This window comes from Paractinoplanes hotanensis (genome assembly GCF_023717965.1).
Lineage (GTDB): Bacteria > Actinomycetota > Actinomycetes > Mycobacteriales > Micromonosporaceae > Actinoplanes > Actinoplanes polyasparticus.
In genome coordinates this window covers 1-20531 of the sequence record NZ_JAMQOL010000088.1, presented here as the reverse complement: position 1 = coordinate 20531, position 20531 = coordinate 1, and the positions used below count along the sequence as shown (strand labels likewise).

The window sequence follows — 20531 nt, the reverse complement described above, 5'->3', positions numbered from 1 at the left end:
CGATGTGGGCCGTCTGAACGTCAGGCGGCACCGACGGCGGCGAACTGGTGTATCCCATGAGCAGTGTTCTTGGCGATTCGGTCAGTGCGATTCGGCGGCCGGACAGCGGTCACCCCAAAGTGATGGCGAAAGCGTTGATGACGGGCTTTCACTAGATCCTCCATCGTGTCCGGCCGGCCCTGGTCAGGTCCAGGTTGGGTGTCAACGGGTACAGACACTTCAACGCGTTTTTCGGTTTCACATGTGAACCTGTACTGGGACTCCGACCTGCTGAGCCACCGGAGTCCACACATCGACGTCCTGGCCAGGGGTTTCGACGGAGACGACCAGTGCGTAGCGTGCGCCCTGCTCGCTGCGATCACGCGCCGGGTTCTCTTTCCACCAGCCGCTGACCGGGAAAATGGCGACCGCGCCACGGCTGGCAAGGTCTACCGCTGATCCTTGCCATATGTCCGAGTGCACCGACCCCGAGCTGCGTGCCTTCGCGCCCAGGATCCAGCCGGCGTCGGCGGCGCCGCTCGGGCGGCGCTCTTCCTCTGCGATGGCCTGCTTGTTGAGTCGTTTACGGAAGTCGTCAAGAGACTCGTACGGTCGGCGGACATCGAACCGCAGGAGATGCGACGCGTAGCTGTAGCGGCGCCGCCAGCCCCGGTTGGCGGGGTTCGGCTCGATGAAGTACGACAAGGTCACGCGCAGCCGCACCGGCGTCTCGCCCAGCTGTTCCAAGACGTCGGCTGGCGACGGAAGATCATGAAGGTGCATCTCCCGCATCCGGCGTTGCTCGAACGGCCGGATGGTGTCCTCGACCTCGAGGGTGAGCGCATCGGTGGCGCTGCGGGTGGCTCGTAGCAGATCCGGGACACCCATCCCGTAGCGGCGCAAGAGGGGCAGCGTTTGGGTCTTGTTCCTGCCGCCGAATCTGTTGAGCATCGCTGGGGTCCACTCCGCGGAATGGACGATGAGCGCGCGGATCGTCTCTGGCCACATGTGGGGATGGTCGGCGGTGATACGCGCGGCCAGATGTGCGGCCTGTGCGGTCGCGGCACTCGTGGCCGAGGTGACCGTCAGTAGACGGCTGTCGAGATCGCGGCGTCGGGTCGTGATGAGCTGCAGGCTGGCGGGGGTGTCGTATGCGGTGCCCGCTGGTGACCGGGCGCTTTCGCAGCGAACTCACAAGCAACAGTGATCTCCGCCTGGCTCAGGCCGTTTGCTGCTTGTTCGATCGTCTTCCACGGCCAACGTGGCGGCACCATAGAGGCGAGGCGGTTGCTGATTACGGTGCGAACGACGTCCGGCGTCGGCAGCGGATACTCCACGACGAGATCGAAACGACGAAACAGGGCCCTGTCGAGCAGTTGCGGATGATTAGACGCCGCGATGAGCAGGCTCTGGGACTCGTGCTGCTCAAGAAACTGCAGGAACGAGTTCAACACACGTCGGATCTCCCCGACATCGTCGCCAAGCGCGCGTTCACCAGCAAGGGCGTCGACCTCGTCGAACAGGTAAACCCCTCGCGTTTCGGCGACGGAATCGAAAATGAGCCGTAGCTTCGCCGCGGTCTCACCCATCAACTTGGTGATCAACCCGTCAAGGCGAACAGTGAACAGGAGCAGCCGTAGCTCGCCGGCCAGAGCGCGAGCAGGCATCGTCTTGCCCGTGCCAGGCGGCCCTGTCAGTAACAGGCGGCGCATCGGCTCGAAGCCATGCGCCCGCAATCGGTCCTGCTGCCTTTGCTCGAGCACCACACGATCGATGCGCTCCCGGACATCGGGCGCCAAAGCAAGATCGGCCAGGCCCGTCTCCGGATACCCGACGGTCAGTAGGTCCGCTAGTCCCGCTTCCGCACGTCGGTGATCGTGGGCGGGTTTCGGCGCGGCGGGTTGGCCGGGGGCGGGTTCGGTGGCAGCGTGCCGGGGTTGTGAGAGAGCGTGCGCGGTACGGTTCGGTGCCGTCGGTGGAGAAGGCGTTGGGGTCGTTGCCGGTGGTCGCGGCGTTCGCCGGCCGGTTGCGGATTCGCGATGTCATTGATGGGTTGTGCCCGGTGGATGACCGGTCGGAGTTGACCCATGGGCAGGTTATCGAGGCGCTGGTCGCGAACCGGTTGACCTCGCCGGAGCCGTTGGTGCGGGTGCGGGACTGGGCGGCCGGGTACGCGGTCGAGGAAGTCTTCGGCCTGCGTGCCGAGCAGCTCAACGATGATCGGGTGGGTCGGGCGTTGGATGCGATCGCGGCGCGGGTGGACTCGATCGCCGGGTCGGTGGGGGCGGCCGCGATCGAGGTGTTCGGTATCGACGTGTCCCGCATGCATTGGGATATGACGTCGATCTCGCTGCATGGCGAGTATGAGCAGACCGTCGCCGGCCTCTACGCCGGCCGGCCCGCCGTACCGACCACCCGGCTGATCTTCCAAGCCCTCACCAGCATCAGACTCATCCCCGCGAGCAGCGGAAACCCGCACACCATCCCTCAACCCACACCCCTGCAACTCGAACTCCTCGACCTGCTCGACGTCAATCCGCTGGAGTGGTGCTGACGATCGCCGACCTGCGGAATACGGGGCTAGTCCCTGTTCCCTCTGTCGTGGAGCCCGTTCCGGGCTGAAAATGGTGGTTGCCCGCTGACGCCGTTCGCTCCTTGATCCGTATGAGGTCGTGGGCTAGTCGGGCGCTGGGAGCCGCGTGATGGGCCCTTCCTTGTCGCTTCGAGCACGTGGATTAGCTTCGCTTCTGCCCTGTCGGCTCCTGCGGGCATTGCCCTGAGCTGGTTGAGGATGGAAGGGAGTGCTGATGCTGACGGATACCGAAGATCACGAGGAGATCATCGCGAGGGTCGCAGCGCTCGACATCGGTAAGGCTGAGCTGGTCGCGTGTGTGCGGGTGCCGTCGGACACGACGCCGGGCCGGCGGATGCAGGAAGTCAGCACGCATTCCACGATGACCCGGTCACTGCTCGCGCTGGGTGATCATTTCCGGTGTCTAGGGGTGACTCGGGTCGTGATGGAGGCGACCTCGGATTATTGGAAACCGCCGTTCTACCTGTTGGAAGCGGCCGGGTTCGAGGTGTGGCTGGTCAACGCGAAGGACGTCAAGCATCTGCCGGGCCGGCCGAAGACGGACAAGCTCGACGCGGTGTGGTTGTGCAAGGTCGCCGAAACGGCAGATGCTGCGGCCGAGTTTCGTGCCGCCGCCCGAGATCCGCCGGTTGCGGGACCTGACCCGTTACCGGGTTGATCTGGTCAACGCGGCCACGGCGGAGAAGAACCGGGCGGAGAAGCTGCTCGAGGACGCCTGCGTCAAGCTGTCGTCGGTCGCGTCGAAGTTGTTCAGCCTGTCGGGCCGGGACATGATGCGCGCGTTGATCGCTGGTGAACGTGACCCGAAGGTCCTGGCTCAGCTGGCCCGCTCAAGGATTCGCGGCAAGATCGCCCAGCTGGAGGAGGCGTTCATCGGGCAGTTCAGCGATCATCATGGGTTCCTGCTGGGCAAGATGCTCGCCCGGGTCGAAGCGATCGAAGCCGACATCGCCGAGGTCGAGGCCCGCATCGAGGAGCAGATCGCCCCTTTCGCGGCGGCGGTGGAGCGGCTGTGTGAGATCCCCGGGATCGGACCGGCCACCGCCCACATCATCCTCGCGGAGATCGGCCTGGACATGAGCAGGTTCCCCACCGCCGCGCATCTGGCGTCCTGGGCCAGCTTCACCCCGACGGTCAAGGAGTCTGCTGGGAAGAAGAAAGGGAAGAACTCCACCGGTCACGGCAACCCCTACCTCGCCCGGGCGCTCGGTGAAGCCGCCGTCGGGGCCGCAAAGACCCGTACGTTCCTCGGTGAACGCTACCGCCGTATCGCCCGGCGCCGCGGCGCGAAGAAAGCCATCGTCGCCGTCGGACGGTCCATCCTCGTGATCGTCTGGCACCTGCTGTCTGATCCCGAGGCCCGCTACCACGACCTCGGCGCAGACTTCTACGACAACCGACTCAACCCCGAACGCAAGAAACGCAACCACGTCCAGCAACTCGAAGCCCTCGGCTACACCGTCACCCTCACCCCGATCCCCACCGCCGCCTGAACTTCCCAACCCCTAAACCTGTCCCGGCTCCGCCGGGACGCTGCCGCCTGCCCACTCCCTCTCCGATTTTCGGATTAGTCCGCGGATGCAACTTCTCTCGAGCCTCGGCCGTCGTTCAGGCTATGACGTATTTCCATGAATCTCTGACGGTGGCGATCGACCGGTGAGCTGGCGCAGAACAGCGGTCCGGAGCGTCGCCCTCGTCGCCATAGCCGGTCTCGTCCCCACCTCGGCGGCCGCTGCCTCGGCGGCCGCCAAGCCGATGCCCGGGCAACTCGCGGGGGCCTCCCCGACGGGCAGGCCGCACACCGTCACCCTGGTGACCGGCGACCGGGTGACCATCGCCAAAGCGGACTCCACCACGGCGAGGATCGAGCCGGCGGCCGGCCGCGAGCACATCTCCTTCGCCACCACGGTGGTCCGCGGCCACCTGCACGTGATGCCGGGCGACGCCGCCGCCATGCTGCGCACACAGCAGCTCGACCGGCGGCTGTTCGACGTCACCGAACTCGTGTCGCTGGGCTACGACGACGCCGCGCGCCCGACCGTACCCATGATCGTCCGGTATCGCTCGACCGCGACCGCCGCGCGCACCAAGCGCGCGATCGCCGCCGCCGGCGGCCAGCTCGGGCGGGACCTGCCGGCGGTACGCGGCCTCGCGGTCAACGCGCGCAAGACCCAGGCGACGACCCTGTGGGAGGCGCTGAACGGCGAGCAGCGCGCAGACGTGCAACACGTCTGGCTCGACGGAATCCGCAAGCGACTGCTCGACGTCAGCGTGCCGCAGATCGGCGCCCCGGCCGCCTGGCAGGCCGGATACACCGGCAAGGGCATGGCGGTCGCCGTGCTCGACGGCGGCGTCGACGAGGCCCACCCCGACCTGGTCGGCAAGGTCACCTCGCAGAACTTCACCGCGGAGCCCACCGCCGCGGACACCGACGGCCACGGCACGCATGTCGCGTCCACCATCGCCGGGACCGGCGCCGCCTCGGGCGGCAAGTACAAGGGAGTGGCGCCGGAGGCGACCATCCTCAACGGCAAGGTCTGCGAGCTGTACGGCTGCCCGGACTCGGCGATCCTGGCCGGCATGCAGTGGGCGGCCGTGGACCGCAAGGCCCGGGTCATCAACATGAGCCTGGGCGGTGACGACCTCCCCGGCATCGACCCGCTCGAGGAGGCGGCCAACAGCCTCTCCGAGCAGACCGGCGCCCTCTTCGTGCTCGCCGCGGGCAACAGCGGTGCCGACGAGACCATCGGCACCCCGGGCAGCGCCGACGCCGCACTCACCGTGGGAGCGGTGGACAAGTCCGACCGTACGGCCGACTTCTCGAGCCGGGGTCCGCGCTCCTTCGACGGCTCGATCAAACCGGACATCGCCGGGCCGGGGGTCGACATCGTCGCCGCCCGAGCGTCCGGGTCCACGATCGGGCAGCCGGCGGCCGACTTCCCCGACACGTACCAGAGCCTGAACGGAACCTCGATGGCGACACCGCACGTCGCCGGTGCCGCCGCACTGCTCGCACAGCAGCACCCGGATTGGAACGGCGCGCGACTCAAGTCGGTGCTGATGGCCTCGGCCAAACCGGATGCGGCCGCCGGCCCGTTCGAGCAGGGCGCCGGACGCGTCGACCTGACCCGCGCGATCACGCAGACCCTCACCAGCGAACCCGGGTCGGTCTCCTTCGGCCTGCTGCACTGGCCACACGACTCCGACACCGCCCTGACCAAGACGGTCACCTATCGCAACGCCGGTACCGCGGACGTGACGGTCGACCTGGCGCTGACCGGCGAGACCACCACGGTGTTCCGGCTCAGCGAAACCCGTCTCTCGGTCCCGGCCGGCGGCTCGGCGAACGTGACCGTCACCGCCGACACCACGGGCGCCGTGGCACCGGGCGCCTACACCGGCCGCATCGTCGCCACCGCCGGTCCGGCCCAGGTGTCCACGCCGATCGCCATCCAGAAGGAGGACGAGCGGTACGCCCTCACCCTGCGCAACATCGGCCTCCACGGCAAACTCACGCCGAACAACCTCACGCAGATCTACCAGCCCGTCGGTGACTACTTCGCCTTGCCGTGGGATCCGAGCGGCGAGGTGACGATCCGGGTTCCCAAGGGCCGCTACACGGTCGGGTCCTACATCGACACGTCGGCCGCTGGCGACGGGTCGCAACAGACGACCATGTTTCAGCCGTTCATCGACATCGCTGGCGACACCACGGTGACCTTCGACGCCCGCAAGGCAGCCCGGGTCAGCCAGGCGGTGCCGGAGCCCTCGGCCGCCGCGACCAGCGCGTCGATCGGCATCGCCATGACCGTCGACGGCGGCTCGGTCAGCTATGGCACGACCGTCGCCGACTTCAGCGAGATGCGGATCGGCCTGGCCGACCCGACAGCCCCCGGCCTGCCGGCCATGACCGGGTTCGTGTCGAGCGGATGGGCGCAGAAGGACTCAGGCCCGCGGGGGGTGAACAGCCCGTACGCCTACTACGCGGCCGAGTACGTGCCGGGCACCACCCTCGTCTCCGGCGGCTACCGGCGCGCCTTCACCGCACACGAGCTCGCCACGGAGACGCAGACGCTGCGCAGTTACGCCGGCGGGCAGACCGCCCAACAGGCGGCGATCATGTTCGACCGCACCGGCAACGAGACCGGCGCGGCAGTCGTCAGGGCCAAGGCGTCCACTCCCCGCACCAACTACCACACCACCGGCCCCGGTGTGCGCTGGGCGCTGGAGACGCAGATCGGGACCGCCGACGAGGAGGGCTTCATCGTCGGGCCGGTCTGGCGCTCGGCGGCCCGCACCTACCGCGCGGGCAGCAACGGAAGCCAGGAGTGGGGTGCCGCCCCGTACGGGCTCGCCTTCAACTCTTACACGACCTGGATCTCCCGCCGCCGGGGCGACATCGTCGCCGCCATCCCCCAGGTCGGCGACGCGGCCGGCCACGTCGGCTTCGACAGAGCCCAGACGACGTCTTCGAAGTTCTACCGCGACGGTGAGCTGCTGGGTGATTACGACGGCAACACGACCGGCGCGTTCGACCTGCCGGACGCGGAGTCGGAGTACCGGGTCGAGCAGACGATGACGGGCGTGGGGTACGCCGGCCTGGCCACCGAGAAGACGGTGGCCTTCACGTTCCGCTCGGCCCGCTCGGCGACTGACGATCCGGTGGCGCTGCCGGTGTTCGCCGTGCGCTACCAGCCGTCGCTCGATGCCTCGAACAGCGTGCGGGGCAGGGTCGGTGACCTGCCGCTCTGGGTGCAGAACCAGGCCGGAGAGCGGATCTCGGTACGGACGCTCGGTGCGGAAGTGTCCTTCGACGACGGGAAGACGTGGCGCGCTCTCCGGGTCCCGCCGAGCGGGGTGGCCCGGGTGACCTACCCGAAGGGCAAGGGCTTCGTGTCGGTGCGCCTGAACGCAGCCCACGACAACGGATCGTCCGTCACCCAGACGGTGCTCCGGGCCTACCGTTACTCGGGTAACGGCTAGATCAGCTGCCAAAACGATGCCCTGGCTGGCGGCTGCTGGTCAGGGCATCGCATTGAACGGCCGGCGCCCGTTAACCCCGGCTGAGAGGGCGTTTTAGATGTGGGTCGCACGGCGTGTCCGGCGGTCCGTGAGGTACTGATCGATGTACCAGTATGGATCGATCACGCCGGTATCCCTCGGATTTGACGGACAGGCAGTGGGAGCTCATCGAGCCGATGCTGCCGCTGCCGAAGTGGATGGGCCGGCCGGAGAAGCATCCACGTAGAGTGATCGTTGATGCGATCTTGTACGTGGTGCGGACCGGGTGCGCGTGGCGGTATCTGCCGGCGGATTTTCCGCCGTGGGAGACCGTTTACGGCCGGTTCCGGCAATGGAACAAGCGCGGAGTCACCGAGCGGATCCTGACAGAACTGCGCGAACAGGTTCGTATCGCCCAGGGCCGGAACCCGGAACCGAGCGCGGGGATCATCGACTCGCAGAGCGTCAAGACCGCCGACACCGTCGCGAAGGTTACGCAAGGTTACGACGGCGGTAAGAAGATAGGAGGTAGGAAGCGGTTCATCGTGACCAACACGATCGGCTTATTGATCGTGGTGTGCGTGGTCGCGGCGAGCGTGCAGGACCGCGACGGCGCGAAGGGGACGTTGTTGAGTCTCTGCCACACGCTCGGTGTCCGGTATGTACTTGCTGATGGTGGTTTCGCAGGAGTGTTGGTCGAGTGGTGCGCCCGGATCTTGAAGTTGACCCTGGAGATCGTCCGCAAGCCAAAGGGGCAAAAGGGATTCGTGCTGATCCCACGCAGGTGGCCAGTAGAACGGACGTTCGGCTGGCTGATGCTCCACCGCAGACTCGCCCGCGACTATGAAACCGACCCAGAGGTATCCGAGTACATGATCCGCTGGGCCGCGATCAACGGAATGCTCGGCTGGCTCGACCGTGGCGGACCCGCCGTACGCACACCTCGACGCACCTTCAACACACCCGAGTGACCACATCTAAAACGCGCTCTCAATGCCGCGGCTCGCGCCAGTAGACCCATCGCTGTCAGTGTGTCGCCGCGGCCCATGGCCGAGCGGGCGGCGCGGTCGATGATGTCGGCCACTTGCTCGTCGGGGGCGGCCGCCGCCTCGGCCAGGTGCTCAGCCGCTCGCTCCAGCCCGTCGGGACGAGCCAGGTACGACTCACCGAGCAGTCGGTGTGCCTCGCGCAGCTCAGCATCTGTGGCTCGCTGCACGACGGCCCGCGCAGTCAACGGGTGACGGAATTGGACGCCGGTGGCCGCCGTCCAGCTGGCGATGCCCGCCTCGATGACCGGACGCATCAGCTCAGCCAGAGCCGGGCTCCGGTCGGTGTGGAGCTCCACCGGTCGGGTCTCGTCGGTGTCCAGAGCGGCCAGCAGCAAAATTTGCCGGGCGGTGTCGTCGAGCATCTGGAAGGGACCGCTGAAGGTCTCCAGCAGACGCGATGGCAGCAACATCCCGGCATAGCCATTTTGCCGCCCGGCGGTGAGCGATTGCCCGAGTTCCACCAGAACCAGCGGGTTCCCGTCCGCCGCGGACAGAATCTGCTCCCGCACCGGACCAGCCAGGCCGGGAAAGGCCGCGTCCAGCAGGCGAGCTGATGTGGCGGGCCTGAGCGGGCCCACCTGGATGGTGATCGTCATTGTCCGATCGCTCGTGCCGCTCGTACGGGTCGCGGTTTCCACGTAACCGATTCGGGCGTCGTGGGTCAGGCGGTGTTGTCTGATCTCGGTGAGAACGCCCACCGTTGCCCGGTCCAGCCGGTGGACGTCGTCGGCGGCAACGATGACCGGCCGCCGCCGGGCCACCACCTGGAGAACGTGTGCACTGGCCTGTGCCACGAGTTCGACCCGCGGGGGTCGCGCGGTCCGGAAACCGAGGGCGGCCCGGAGCACACCAAGGTATCGGGGTGGCGCCTGTTCAACCTGCCGCCATACCGGGAGCAACAGCTGCTGAAGGCCGGACTAGTCGACCTCGGCCTCGAGCTCGGTGCCGTGCATGAAGAGCAGCTCGCACCCCTGCCGACACCGGCAATTATGCCCGAGCGAAATGCCCTGCGGTCAGGGCCTCGGCGTGGTGGTTCCGATCAGAGCACTCGCTGAACCAACCATGACGCGGGCGCGCACCCTCACGCGAGGACCGGCTTCCCGGCCCGATGACCCACCGCACCCGTCTGAAGGAACTGGACTCTCATCCGTCATTGAAGAGGAGTACGTCAGCCAAGTCGATCCAGAACCTTGCGAAGCCGGCGGGTTCTCAAGCTCCACGGCGACTTCGGCGCCCGAGGAGTCCGGGCCGACGACCCACGACCACACTCCCGTGAGGAACCTGCTTTGAGCCGTCTCTCGCCCTACCTGTTCACCGGGCAAACCACGGTGCTCACCGGAGCCGCCGGCGGCATCGGTGAGCAACTCGCCTACCTACTGGCCACTCGAGGCAGTGACCTGGTGCTGGTGGACGTCGACAGCCTCGGGCTCGCCGTCGTCGCCGACCGGATCCGTGCGGACCACCCGGAACGGAAAGTCGAGGCAATCACCGCCGACCTCGCCGATCGCGGCGACGTCGAACGTCTCGCGACCACAATTCTCGCTCAGTACCCAGCAATCGGGTTGTTGATCAACAACGCCGGAGTAGCGCTCGCCGGCCGGTTCGATCAGGTCACCATCGAGGAGTTCGAGTGGGTGATGAACGTGAACTTCCGGGCGCCGATGATGCTCACGCACATGTTGCTGCCCGCGCTCACCGCCAGACCGGGCAGTCACCTGGTGAATGTGTCCAGTCTGTTCGGGCTCGTCGCCCCGGCCGGGCAGAGCGCCTACAGCGCCAGCAAGTTTGCGCTCCGTGGGCTCAGCCAGGTACTGCACAGCGAGCTTGCGGACAGGGACATCGGGGTGACCATCGTGCACCCGGGTGGTATCCGCACCGGAATCGCCACCAACGCGCTGGTCGGCAGCGGCGTACCGAAGAACGAGCGGGCAGACGGCGGCCGGTCGTTGGCCGCGGCTCTCACTTGTCCGCCGGAGAGAGCCGCCTGGCAAATTCTGGATGCCGTTGTCAGGCGTAAGCCGCGCCTGCTCATCGCTATCAGTGCGAAGGTGCCAGATGCTCTGGCGCGCATGATGCCCGTCGGTCACGTCCGGGTCCTGCAGGGGATCGCCTCCGCGGCTTCCACCCGGATCCGCAGTAAGAACAGGGTTGCCGGATGACCCGCCGGGTGGACGAGCAGCCCCATGGCCGATGGGTAGCCGCGGCATCGACGGGAGAACTCGTGTCCGAACCTGATGAGAATCAGTCGCTCTCCGAGATCAGCGGCTTTGCCTTTCCGGTCTCCTGCACCACCGGCGGCGAGATGCGTGCGCGTGCGCTGGCGCGGCGGATGGAACGCGCCGTGTCGTGGCTCGACGATCAGGGAGTTGTACCGTTCGTCCCGGCTCTGTTCGTGGTCGGTTCGGGGGACTGGGCTGGAGTGACCCTCGGTCCGCCGTACGGCATGCCGCACGGCGGTGACGGGCGCATCGTGGTGGGGCGGGAAGCCGGCCCCTTCTGGCAAGAACTTCTCGTCATCGCTGCTTCCCATCCCGATGCCGAGATGGAGCAACGGCTCGCCGCGGCCTACGGCCGGCCGGCGGACGTCGAGCCCTTCGCGGACTTGCTCATAGTCCACCAATTGGGTCACCTGACTCACAGCGAGGGCTGGTCGCGCAGCCCGATCAGTTCATGGCTGGGCGAGATCGCGGCGAATCTGTGCCTGCACGGCTATGTCTCGGAGGCGGAACCGGAATCGCTGCCCGTTCTGGAGACCCTGTGCGAGGCGGTCTGGGAGGCGGCGCAGGGTCCGTGGCCGGTGCGCGATCTCGACCGGATGGCGGATGCACTGGCAGGCGACGGAGCGAACTACTTCTGGTTCAGGTTCGGACTGCAGATTCTCGCCCGCCGGCTGTGGGAGTCGGCCGGACCGACCGCACTCCGGGGCGTCGTCTCTCTCCTGCAGAGCCCGGTTCAGCCACTCGGTGACGTCGCCGACGTACTGGCCACGTTCGACCTAAATGTCGGTCGTGCGGTATTGGACTGGCCCCATTTCGGATCCGACGCCATGCGCAACAACACATGGACTCGTTCAGCCTGCGACGGTAAGGAGAGCGTCATTTCGTGACGTGCGACCAAGGCGTCCGCCGTGTCGTCTGTAACACGCCGTGTCCGCCGGAGGCGTCCGCGACGGCTGAGCGTTTGTCCAAAGCTGCCCATCCTTTGCTCGATCCTCCTCGTCCTCGAGCCGAAAGCGGAGTAGTTCATGATCGCGCTAAAGCCTCCCCGGACGATGGCTGACGGTAGGGAACGTGTACGTGAGGTGTCCGTGACCGGTATCAAAAATGTTCGGGCGAAATGCCGACCTCGACCAGCTTTCCGAATTTCTCGATGGCCTCCCAGAACGTGGTGACGCGCGGCTGATATGCGGCGAAGCCGGGGTGGGCAAGTCGTCCTTGATGACCGCCGCGGCAGAGCTTGCGGTCGCGGCGGGAATGCGCGTGCTGCGCGCCTCGGGATCGGAATTCGAGGCAGACGTCAGCTACTCCTGCCTCAACCAGTTGCTCCTGCCGGTGAACGCGAACCTCGAACGCCTCCCGACCGGTCCGCGGCAGGCACTCTCGGTGGCGCTCGGCTTCGGCGCCGGACCAGCCCCGGACGTCCTGCTCGTCTGCAACGCCGCGCTGCCGCTGCTCGCGGATCTCGCCACGGACGTGCCGGTTGTGCTGGTGGTCGACGACGTGCACTGGATCGATCGGGCGAGTGCCGTGGTGCTGGGCTTCATCGCCCGGCGTCTCCAGGGCTGCCGGGCCGGGCTGCTGGTGTCCGCCCGATCGGGGACGGCAAGCTTCCTCGACCGGCGCGGGCTGGCCGAACAGGTCATCGCGCCGCTCGACAGCGAGGCGGCGCGGGAGCTGGTCGTGGCCAACCATCCGGCGATGCCGGCCCGGGTCCGGCAACGGCTGCTGGACCTGGCGCAGGGCAATCCGCTTGCTCTGACGGAGCTGCCGGCCACGCTGCTCGGTGCCGCTCACCGCTCCGTGCCGCAGGCCGAGGTGGTTCCCCTCAGTGACCGGCTTCAGGCGATGTTTGCCGCGCGTCTCGAGGACTTGCCGGAAACGACCCGACAGCTGCTGTTGCTCGCTACTTTCGAGGGCGCCGGTGACATCCGGGTGCTGCGGGCGGCCTTCGCGGATCAGTCCGGTCTTGTCGACCTCGCTCCGGCGGAGCGGGCCCAGTTGGTACGCGTGGACGACGCCACTGCGCGCATCGGGTTCCGGCATCCGCTGATCCGGTCGGCGATCGTGGCGATGTCCACCCACGAGGAGCGCCGCAGCGCGCACCTCGCTCTGGCCGGTGCCTTGACCGAGGACCGGGAACGCCGCGCCTGGCACCTGGCGGCGGCCGCCACCGGCCCGGACGAGACGGTGGCGGAGCTGCTCGAGGAGGCTGGGCACCGGGTCATGCTGCGAGGGGATGCGTTCGCCGCGATCGCGGCGCTGGTCCGCGCGGCCGAGCTGAGCACGACGAGTTCCGACCGGGGGCGCCGGCTCGCGGAGGCCGCGTACATCGGTGCGGAGGCCGGCGGAGTCATCGAGGACGCCCGGACCCTGCTGGCCGATGCCCGCAGGGCGGCGCCGGACTCGGCAGCTGCCCTGCATGCGGCCAATGCGGCCGCGTTCCTCATGCTCAACGGGGACGGCGACGTCAACACGGCACACCGGCTGCTGGTCGGTGCGACCGGGCGCTCAGGTGTTCCGGGTCGTACTCGCCGGCGAAACCGAGTTGCCGGATCCGGGTCGCGAGTAGACGGGCCCCGCCGCGGTCACGGTCGGCGCAGGCAGAGAAGAAGTCCGTGAGCGGCATCTATCTCACCGCCCGGCACGGCGACTGGCGGCTGCACAGCGCTGAGCATCTGACCGAACGGCACGGCCTGTTCATCATCCTGGCCCTGGGCGAGTCGATCGTCGCGATCGGCGTCGGCGCAGCCGGTCAGCCCGTGAGTTTGCCGCTGCTGGGCGCGGCCGTCCTCGGCGTCGGCACCGCCGTCTGCCTCTGGTGGCTGTACTTCGACGTGGCGGCGCCCGCGGCCCGGCGCAGTCTCGTGAAGACGCGGGACGACGCACGGATCGGCCTGGCCGTCGAGGCGTACACCTACGGGCACTTCCCGCTGGTCACCGGCATCCTGCTCACCGCCCTCGGTGTCGAAGGCGTCGTGGCGCACGCCGGTACGAGCCGGCCGATAGGGATCTTCTACGCACTGCCGTTGTTCGGGGGCGTGGCGCTGTATCTCGCCGGCCATCTGCTGTTCGAGCACCGCATGCACCGGACCCTGAACGTGGCACGGCTGGCGACGATCGGAGCCCTGCTGGCCGCCGTTCCGATCGCTGCCGTCCTGCCCCCGATAGCCGGGTTGGCCGCTCTGGTCGCCGTCATGACCGCTCTGATCGTCGTCGAGAGCACCCGTCGGAATCATGAGAGGTCGAGAGAATTAGGCAAACAAACGCCACCAATAGAAAAGCAAAATCTCCCTATGGCTGATTGAATTGAGCGTCGATCATCATTCGAATTTCCTGGATCTGGAGAAGTTCCCCGCCACATTACGCACCGTAGCCAAGCTTGAAGTCTTCCGCGTACACGGTCCACTCGCCTGAGCAATTTAAATACTTATGGGAAGTCCTCCAGGTTGGGTTGCCCGTTGACGCCGGTAACTTTCTTGGGATCTTGAGCCCGTTAGCTAGTCTGGCGCCGGGGCTTCGACCTGAAGGGTCACGCGCTGTCGCCTTGAGCACGCCGGTCAGAATTTCGGTTCCCGACCGAGGCCCCCGGGCAACCCGCCATTGTTGATCTTGTGGTGGGGAGGGGTCATGAGCAGACGGATGCCGCTGTGGACGGACGAGCCGCAGGAGGTGCCCGACGCCGAGCATGAACGGCTCGTCGACCGGGTCTGCGCAATCGATGTCGGCAAGCAGTCGGGCAAGGTGTGTACCCGGGTGCCTCATGCCGAGCAGGCGCAGCGGCGGGTGTGCAAGGTGTGGGACGTGGCTGCCACCACCAACGCGGTCAGCCAGCTGGCCGAGCAGCTTCTCGATCTGGGGGTGAAGAAGGTCACGGTGGAGAGCACGGCGGACTACTGGCGGATCTGGTTTTACCTGCTCGAAGCCCGGGGGCTGGATGTGCAGCTGGTCAACGCCCGCGACGTGCGTAACGTCCCGGGTCGGCCTAAAACGGACCTGGACGCGGTGTGGCTGGCCAAACTTACCGAGAAGGGCATACCGAGAAGGGCATGCTGCGTCCGTCCTTCGTGCCGCCCCGGCCGGTGCGGGTCCTGCGCGACTACACCCGACTGCGCGTCGACCTGACCCGCGAACGGACCCGGTACTGGCAGCGCCTCGAGAAAATCCTCGAGGACTCTCTGATCAAGGTTTCTTCGGTGGCGTCAAGCCTGGACCTGATCTCCACCCGGGACATGCTCGAGGCACTCATCCGCGGCGAGCGGGACCCACACACCCTCGCCGGCCTGGCCCGGGGACGGATGAGAACCAAACACGCCGAATTGATCGAAGCGCTCACCGGCCAGTTCGACGACCACCACGGCGAACTCGTCCGGATCATGCTCGACCAGATCGACGCTCTGACCCGGCAGATCGACCAGTTGACCACCCGTATCGACGAGCTGATCGCCGCGATCCCCGCCGCCGCGATCCCGGACCACGAATGTGATGACACCGGCGACCCCGCCACCCAGGCGTTACCGGCGGTGCAGAGACTGGCCGAGATCCCCGGGATCGGCCAGTCCGGCGCTCAAGCCATCCTGGCCGAAGTGGGCCTGGACATGACCCGGTTCCCGACCCCCGAGCACCTGGTCTCCTGGGCGAAGCTGTGTCCCCGCACCATCCAGTCCGGCAACAAGAACACCTCCGGCAAGGCCGGCAAGGGCAACCCGTACCTCAAAGGAGTCCTCGACAACGCGGCCGCCGGCGCCTCCCGCACCGACACCTTCCTCGGTGAACGCTACCGGCGCCTGGTCAAACGCCGAGGCAAGCTCAAAGCCCTGGTAGCCGTAGCACGGTCCATCCTCGTCGTCGTCTGGCACCTGCTGTCCGACCCCACCGCCCGGTTCCACGACCTCGGCAGCGACTACTACAACAGCCGCGTCGACAAGGAGAAGAGAACCCGCAACTACATCCGACAGCTCCAAGCCCTCGGATTCACCGTCACTCTCACCGCCGCATAAACGACCGATCCACCGCCCGAGCCGTCCCCACCGGCCCGACGACCCGTGCTGCCCAACCCCGCGGTGGTCAAGCTCTTCTTTCCGGTCAGGAGGGCGTGACCAGGGCAGATACACCTGATCCGCGATCCTTCACGGACGGGGTCGCGGTATTGATCACATTTGGCGCTGCCCGGGAGGTGACGCGCTCCTCATCGGTGAATAGACGGGCACCCGTCGCGTTGTGGGAGATGGAATGAAGTACCCGCGGCAGTGTGTGCCGCGCGGACCGAAGAATCGGCACATGCCTACGTGGCAGGCAGGATCGACGCATGCCGATGTGGCAGACGGTGCGCCAGAAAGAAGACGCAGCCGAGACTCTCATCCGGTACATCTACCGGGAACACGGGCGGGCGATGCTCGCCTACGCGACCCATCTGATCAAGGATCATGCGGTGGCGGAAGACGTCGTCCAGGAGGCGCTGGTGCGCGCCTGGCGCCACGCCGACCGGCTGACCGACGAACAAGGCTCGATCCGCGGGTGGCTGATCACTGTGGTGCGCAACATCGCCATCGACCGGATCCGGGCACGGTCGTCCCAGGTCACCGAGGTCGGCGACACTTTTGTGGAGGCAGCCGAATACGACCACGCCGACCGGGTGGTCGACGCGCTGGTCGTGGCCGAGGCGATGGACCTGCTGTCACCCGAACAGCGGATCGTCATGGAACACGTTTACCTTCAAGGACGATCAGTCACCGAGACCGCGGCAATCCTAGGCATCCCACCCGGCACCGTGAAGTCCCGAACGTTCTACGCCCTGCGGAAACTGCGCGACATGTATCCGCACCGGAGAAATCCTGAGCGGGCTCGTTTCCGGGTGGCTCGATGACGTCGCAACTAACAGGTGACACTGGTGCCCGGCTGCGCCCGGGCGTGTCGCCGCCACCGACCCGGCGACCGACCCGCCGATGGGCCGCCCGGAGCAGCGGAATGCTCGCCACCGATCATCGGCTCGCCGAGGAGGAAGGCGGTCTCGCACGCGTCTGGGGCATTCGGTGCGCGGGTGTCGCCGTCGCCGTCTGCTCCCTCTGGTACGTGCCCTGGATCCTCGCCAGCATGAATCCGGCCACGCCGTGGCTGTCGTGGCCGTTCGCCGCCGCCAGCACCGCCCTCATTCTGAACGTGCTGCTGACCTGCATTAACAACTGGTCTCGGGCCGCCGGACCGCCAGTGGAGGTGCTGCACGGCGCCGAGCCGCTGGTGGCAATCATCATCCCGACCGCGGGCGAGCCGATCGACATGTTGCGCCGGACCCTGCTGTCGGTCCTCGACCAAGACTGGCCAGACGGGGCCATGTGCATCCTCGTCGGTGACGACAGCGGCCGCGACGAGGTCGAGGCTCTGGTCGACGGGCTGCGGCGGGAGTATCCCGCCGCTCGGTTCTTGCGGTACCTGCCTCCGGCTCGAGGTTCGGTGCATCGGCGTGGTGAGGCCAAGGCCGGCAATTTGAACGCGGGTCTGCAGGTGCTCGACGACCATCATATTGCGGCCGGGTTCATCGAGACGCGCGACGCCGATGACTTGGTCGGTGACCCGATGTTCCTGCGGCGGTGTGTGGCACAGCTGCTGATCGACGGTCGGGTCGCGTACGTTCAGACGATCAAGGAGTCGCTGGTCGCGCCGGGTGACCCGTTCGGCAATAACGATCCGATGTTCTACCGCGGCAGCATGCTCTCCCGGCACGCGGGAAACGCGGTGATTCCCTGCGGATCTGGGTTGGTGTGGAGGCGGCGAGCGTTGCGCGATATCGGCGACTTCCCGGCTTGGAACTTGGTCGAGGACCTGCAGTCGGGCGTGGAGGCGTTGCGCCGGGGCTGGCGGGGGGTGTACGTCCCGATCGTGGGGGCGGTCGGCCAGACCGCTCCGGAGGACATTCCGAACGTGTACAAGCAGCGTGGGACGTGGGCGATCGATACCGTGCGTCTGCTGGTGTACGGGTCGATGCGCGGACTCAACCTGCGGCAACGCCTGCAGTTCCTCGAGATTGGGGGAGCCTACCTGTCCAGTGTGGCAAGTCTGGTCTGTTTCGTGACGTCGGCGGTCAGCCTGCTGGCCGGGGTAAACCCGTTGGTTAGCACCACTGTCGCGTATGCAACGCATTTCTGGCCGGTCACGATCGCGTTGGAGCTGCTATTCGTGACCCTGAACGGCCGGGCCAGATGGAGAAACCTGTTCCGCACGAGGGAGATGTGGGCGGGCATGGGTCCGGTCTACATCGCGTGCATAATCAGGGCGATCGTGAACGGCCCGAACCGCAAACCGATCTACCAGGTGACCCGGAAGGCACACCGATACGCTTGGTACTGGCGTGAGACTCTGCCGCAGGCATTGCTTTTCCTGCTGCTGCTTGCGGGCATCATCAAGGCTGCCCTGACCACCTCCTTGTTGCAGGGCAGCGCGTACTGGACAGTTCTGGGACTCGTTCTGATGGGCTCGTTCCTGACCAGAAGCTGGTACGGCGTTCGTCGGCCCCGGCGATGACATTTCCGTCCCCAGTGTCCTTTGACTGGTTGTTGCTTTGCGCCGCTCCGTTGTTTGCGCCGCTCGGTTGTTGTGGCCGGGCGGCGCAGACGACCGCGGTGGGTCAGCGCGAGGCTGCAGCTCTGGCTGAAGTCGTCGAATCGCTGTCTGCCAGGGGTGCATTGAGGCCGGCCCAGTCGATCCGGCGGCGGCAATCACACCCATGGCCAGGCCTGGACACCCAGCCGGGCCCAGCGCCTGCACGTATCGCGGGGCGGAAAATTCATTGCATCCGCATGGAGATCTGTTTTCGTAATCACATCGACGATGGTTGTGCCTTAAAGTTTCATCAGCGATGGTGTCCTTTGGTGCGCATCAGTCGGGCAGAAGCCGGCACTTCGTCCGATCAACCACACGAGATGTCAACTCTAGGAGGCGTCAGCATGCGCAAGACCGTCATGCGTATCACCATGGGGCTCGCCGTCGCAACAGTCGGCGGCACCGCACTGATGGGTTCGCCCGCTTCCGCCCAGCAGGTAGAAGTAGAGACCGGTCTGACCTTCTACCAGGGAAGGTTCACCACGCCGGTCTTGCACGTGGCCGACCCTGACGGCAGCTGCACAGCTTTCCCCCCGACCGCAGACTCGCTCACCGGTTTCGGCACCGTGGAACAGGTCGTCGCATACCGCACCGCCGACTGCACGGACGCAGCCGTGGGTCTGGGCACTCTTCGGGGTTTCACCGCCGGTACGTACCACTCCTTCCAAGCCTTCTGATCCCTCGCTGGGGGCGGGGACATCCTCTCCGCCTCCAGCGGATATCGTCCCTGGAGGTTGCCGCATCGCTCGCAAACAACGGATTGCATCCGTTGTCTCGGTCAGCAGATCCGGTTGCCCGGGGGCAGGCAGCCGCTGGTCGCACGGTTCGGTGAAACACCGCTCCACCGGCAGAAAACGGCGCCGGTCACCGACCGTCAACCCGATCCGGGTCGACTACCCGCGGGAGACCATCAAATCCGTGTCCAAGGAGGGGTGAACTCGATGCGGTTGCGGCCGTTCCGCTTCGCTGTGTAGAGCGCCTCGTCGGCGCTGTTCAGCAGCTCTGGGAGGTGGAGGCTGGTGCTGCGTGCGGCGCCGATGCTGATGGTGACGGGAAGCGGGCCGCGGCGGTGTCAATCGGCGTGTTGGCCGCCATCGCGCGGATTCGTTCGGCGGAGGAGGGCATTCCCGCCTCGCTCGTTTCGGCGAGCAGGACAGCGAATTCCTCACCGCCGTAACGGCCGATCAGGTCGGTGTCTCGTAGCACGGAGGTGATCCGGGCGACGACCGCCCGAATGACCTCGTCGCCTATCGCGTGCCCGTACGTGTCGTTGACATTCTTGAAGTGGTCGATGTCGAGCATTATAGCTGCCGCCATTCGTTCTTCACGCAGTTCGGTGCGCACCTGACGGTCGCCAAGCTCGTGGAAGTGACGGCGGTTGAACAATCCGGTGAGTCCGTCGCGGGTGGCGAGCTCCTGCGTGCGGCGGAAGAGTTGCGCGTTGTCCATGGCGGTGGCGCCCTGTCCGGCGAATGCGGCGGCTACTCGTAGTTCTGTGTTGGAAAAGGACCCAGAGTGGCGCACTGCCACGACCAAACCGTGGTCTTCATCGCGCATCTTCATGGAGGCGGCCAGCCAGGCGGTCGCTCGAACGTCGAGTAGTCGGCGCACCGGCTCGGGTGCATTGAGCCTTTCCGGTGCGCCCAGCAGAGCGGAGGTTGACCATGTAGGTGGTTGATCGTCGTTTGTAAGCTCGTCGTCGCTTGCCGGTGGAAGTCCGGTCCGGGTAGCTGCCAGGAGGCCCGGTAGCAGACTGGCGGCTCCGTCTGGAAACGGGCGGGGTCGAAGCCCAGTGTCGAAGGCCCTTTTGGGGGAGCGACTGAGCGGTCCGTAGCGGTATGCGAAACCTGCGGCGTCGTTACTCAGCTGCCTGTGAGGGTGGCACAGGGGCAGGGTCATTGCGTTGTTCCGTTACCGCTGGTCATGGCGGTGATGAGGTCGTGCGGACGGCGGTTGGCGCGTCGGGTGGCGCGGGCGATGTTGGCCTCGCCGCTGATGCGGTGGAATCCGATCGCGGTGGTACGCAGGGTGGCCATGACGGCGGGTCCGTTGCCGGTCCGGGCTTGATGGGCGTCTTCACGGAAAGTTACGTCCCGG

At 66.7% G+C, this 20531-nt stretch carries 17 protein-coding genes and 2 pseudogenes; 14 read left to right on the top strand and 5 right to left on the bottom strand.

What is annotated here, in order from left to right:
* Nucleotides 1–237: 237 nt before the first annotated feature.
* Together LXN57_RS46205 and LXN57_RS46200 are read right to left on the bottom strand one after the other, a co-directional pair.
* Entirely contained in the window at nucleotides 238–1068 is an 831-nt protein-coding gene (locus tag LXN57_RS46205; RefSeq protein WP_369077311.1) for a S8 family serine peptidase, read from the bottom strand.
* The gene (locus tag LXN57_RS46200; RefSeq protein WP_251804679.1) at nucleotides 1065–1778 is read right to left on the bottom strand and encodes an AAA family ATPase; all 714 of its coding nucleotides are present in this window, start codon (nucleotides 1776–1778) and stop codon (nucleotides 1065–1067) included. The genes LXN57_RS46205 and LXN57_RS46200 overlap by 4 nt, the downstream gene beginning before the upstream one ends.
* Before the next feature lie 176 nt (nucleotides 1779–1954).
* Here LXN57_RS46200 and LXN57_RS46195 point away from each other — a divergent pair, with 176 nt between their 5' ends.
* The 14 genes and pseudogenes from LXN57_RS46195 to LXN57_RS46125 all read left to right on the top strand — a co-directional run bounded on the left by LXN57_RS46195 (nucleotide 1955) and on the right by LXN57_RS46125 (nucleotide 19111).
* Nucleotides 1955–2533 carry a DUF4277 domain-containing protein gene (locus tag LXN57_RS46195; RefSeq protein WP_251804678.1) on the top strand — a complete coding sequence of 193 codons (579 nt, stop codon included), beginning with the start codon at nucleotides 1955–1957 and terminating at the stop codon, nucleotides 2531–2533.
* 253 nt (nucleotides 2534–2786) lie between these two features.
* The gene (locus tag LXN57_RS46190; RefSeq protein WP_251804689.1) at nucleotides 2787–3230 is read left to right on the top strand and encodes an IS110 family transposase; all 444 of its coding nucleotides are present in this window, start codon (nucleotides 2787–2789) and stop codon (nucleotides 3228–3230) included.
* Nucleotides 3160–4065 (top strand): IS110 family RNA-guided transposase, encoded by a 906-nt coding sequence (locus LXN57_RS46185; protein ID WP_251804677.1) that lies wholly within the window; start codon nucleotides 3160–3162, stop codon nucleotides 4063–4065. Before LXN57_RS46190 ends, LXN57_RS46185 begins: the two co-directional genes overlap by 71 nt.
* Nucleotides 4066–4228: 163 nt before the next feature.
* Nucleotides 4229–7555: a S8 family serine peptidase gene (locus LXN57_RS46180; protein ID WP_251804676.1), complete on the top strand. Its 3327-nt coding sequence runs from the start codon at nucleotides 4229–4231 to the stop codon at nucleotides 7553–7555.
* A 152-nt stretch (nucleotides 7556–7707) separates the two neighbouring features.
* A complete protein-coding gene (locus tag LXN57_RS46175) occupies nucleotides 7708–8544 on the top strand; it encodes an IS5 family transposase (RefSeq protein ID WP_438872989.1) in 837 nt (278 codons plus the stop codon).
* Between the two features lie 746 nt (nucleotides 8545–9290).
* Nucleotides 9291–9677, top strand: a complete 387-nt coding sequence (locus LXN57_RS46170; RefSeq protein WP_251804674.1) for a hypothetical protein — start codon at nucleotides 9291–9293, stop codon at nucleotides 9675–9677.
* 231 nt (nucleotides 9678–9908) lie between these two features.
* Nucleotides 9909–10781, top strand: a complete 873-nt coding sequence (locus LXN57_RS46165; protein ID WP_251804673.1) for an SDR family NAD(P)-dependent oxidoreductase — start codon at nucleotides 9909–9911, stop codon at nucleotides 10779–10781.
* On the top strand, nucleotides 10778–11728 hold the full coding sequence (locus tag LXN57_RS46160; protein WP_251804672.1) for a hypothetical protein: 951 nt from the start codon (nucleotides 10778–10780) through the stop codon (nucleotides 11726–11728). The genes LXN57_RS46165 and LXN57_RS46160 overlap by 4 nt, the downstream gene beginning before the upstream one ends.
* A gap of 217 nt (nucleotides 11729–11945) precedes the next feature.
* Complete coding sequence (locus tag LXN57_RS46155) at nucleotides 11946–13460, top strand: AAA family ATPase (protein ID WP_251804671.1); 1515 nt, start codon at nucleotides 11946–11948, stop codon at nucleotides 13458–13460.
* Nucleotides 13457–14146, top strand: coding sequence for a low temperature requirement protein A (locus LXN57_RS46150; protein WP_251804670.1), 690 nt, complete (start codon nucleotides 13457–13459; stop codon nucleotides 14144–14146). The genes LXN57_RS46155 and LXN57_RS46150 overlap by 4 nt, the downstream gene beginning before the upstream one ends.
* Nucleotides 14147–14480: 334 nt before the next feature.
* Nucleotides 14481–15838, top strand: a pseudogene (locus tag LXN57_RS46140) (IS110 family RNA-guided transposase).
* Nucleotides 15839–16146: 308 nt separating this feature from the next.
* Nucleotides 16147–16704 carry a sigma-70 family RNA polymerase sigma factor gene (locus LXN57_RS46135; RefSeq protein WP_308206712.1) on the top strand — a complete coding sequence of 186 codons (558 nt, stop codon included), beginning with the start codon at nucleotides 16147–16149 and terminating at the stop codon, nucleotides 16702–16704.
* Nucleotides 16705–16805: 101 nt separating this feature from the next.
* Entirely contained in the window at nucleotides 16806–18356 is a 1551-nt protein-coding gene (locus tag LXN57_RS46130) for a glycosyltransferase (RefSeq protein ID WP_251804667.1), read from the top strand.
* A gap of 422 nt (nucleotides 18357–18778) precedes the next feature.
* Nucleotides 18779–19111, top strand: coding sequence for a hypothetical protein (locus LXN57_RS46125; RefSeq protein WP_251804666.1), 333 nt, complete (start codon nucleotides 18779–18781; stop codon nucleotides 19109–19111).
* 233 nt (nucleotides 19112–19344) lie between these two features.
* Here the strand turns inward: LXN57_RS46125 and LXN57_RS48490 are convergent, their stop codons facing one another.
* The 3 genes and pseudogenes from LXN57_RS48490 to LXN57_RS46115 form a co-directional block, all read right to left on the bottom strand.
* Nucleotides 19345–19473, bottom strand: coding sequence for a hypothetical protein (locus LXN57_RS48490; protein ID WP_369077310.1), 129 nt, complete (start codon nucleotides 19471–19473; stop codon nucleotides 19345–19347).
* Nucleotides 19428–19997, bottom strand: a complete 570-nt coding sequence (locus LXN57_RS46120; protein ID WP_251804665.1) for a GGDEF domain-containing protein — start codon at nucleotides 19995–19997, stop codon at nucleotides 19428–19430. The genes LXN57_RS48490 and LXN57_RS46120 overlap by 46 nt, the downstream gene beginning before the upstream one ends.
* A gap of 332 nt (nucleotides 19998–20329) precedes the next feature.
* A pseudogene (locus LXN57_RS46115) lies at nucleotides 20330–20531 on the bottom strand (ISAs1 family transposase); the annotation flags it as partial.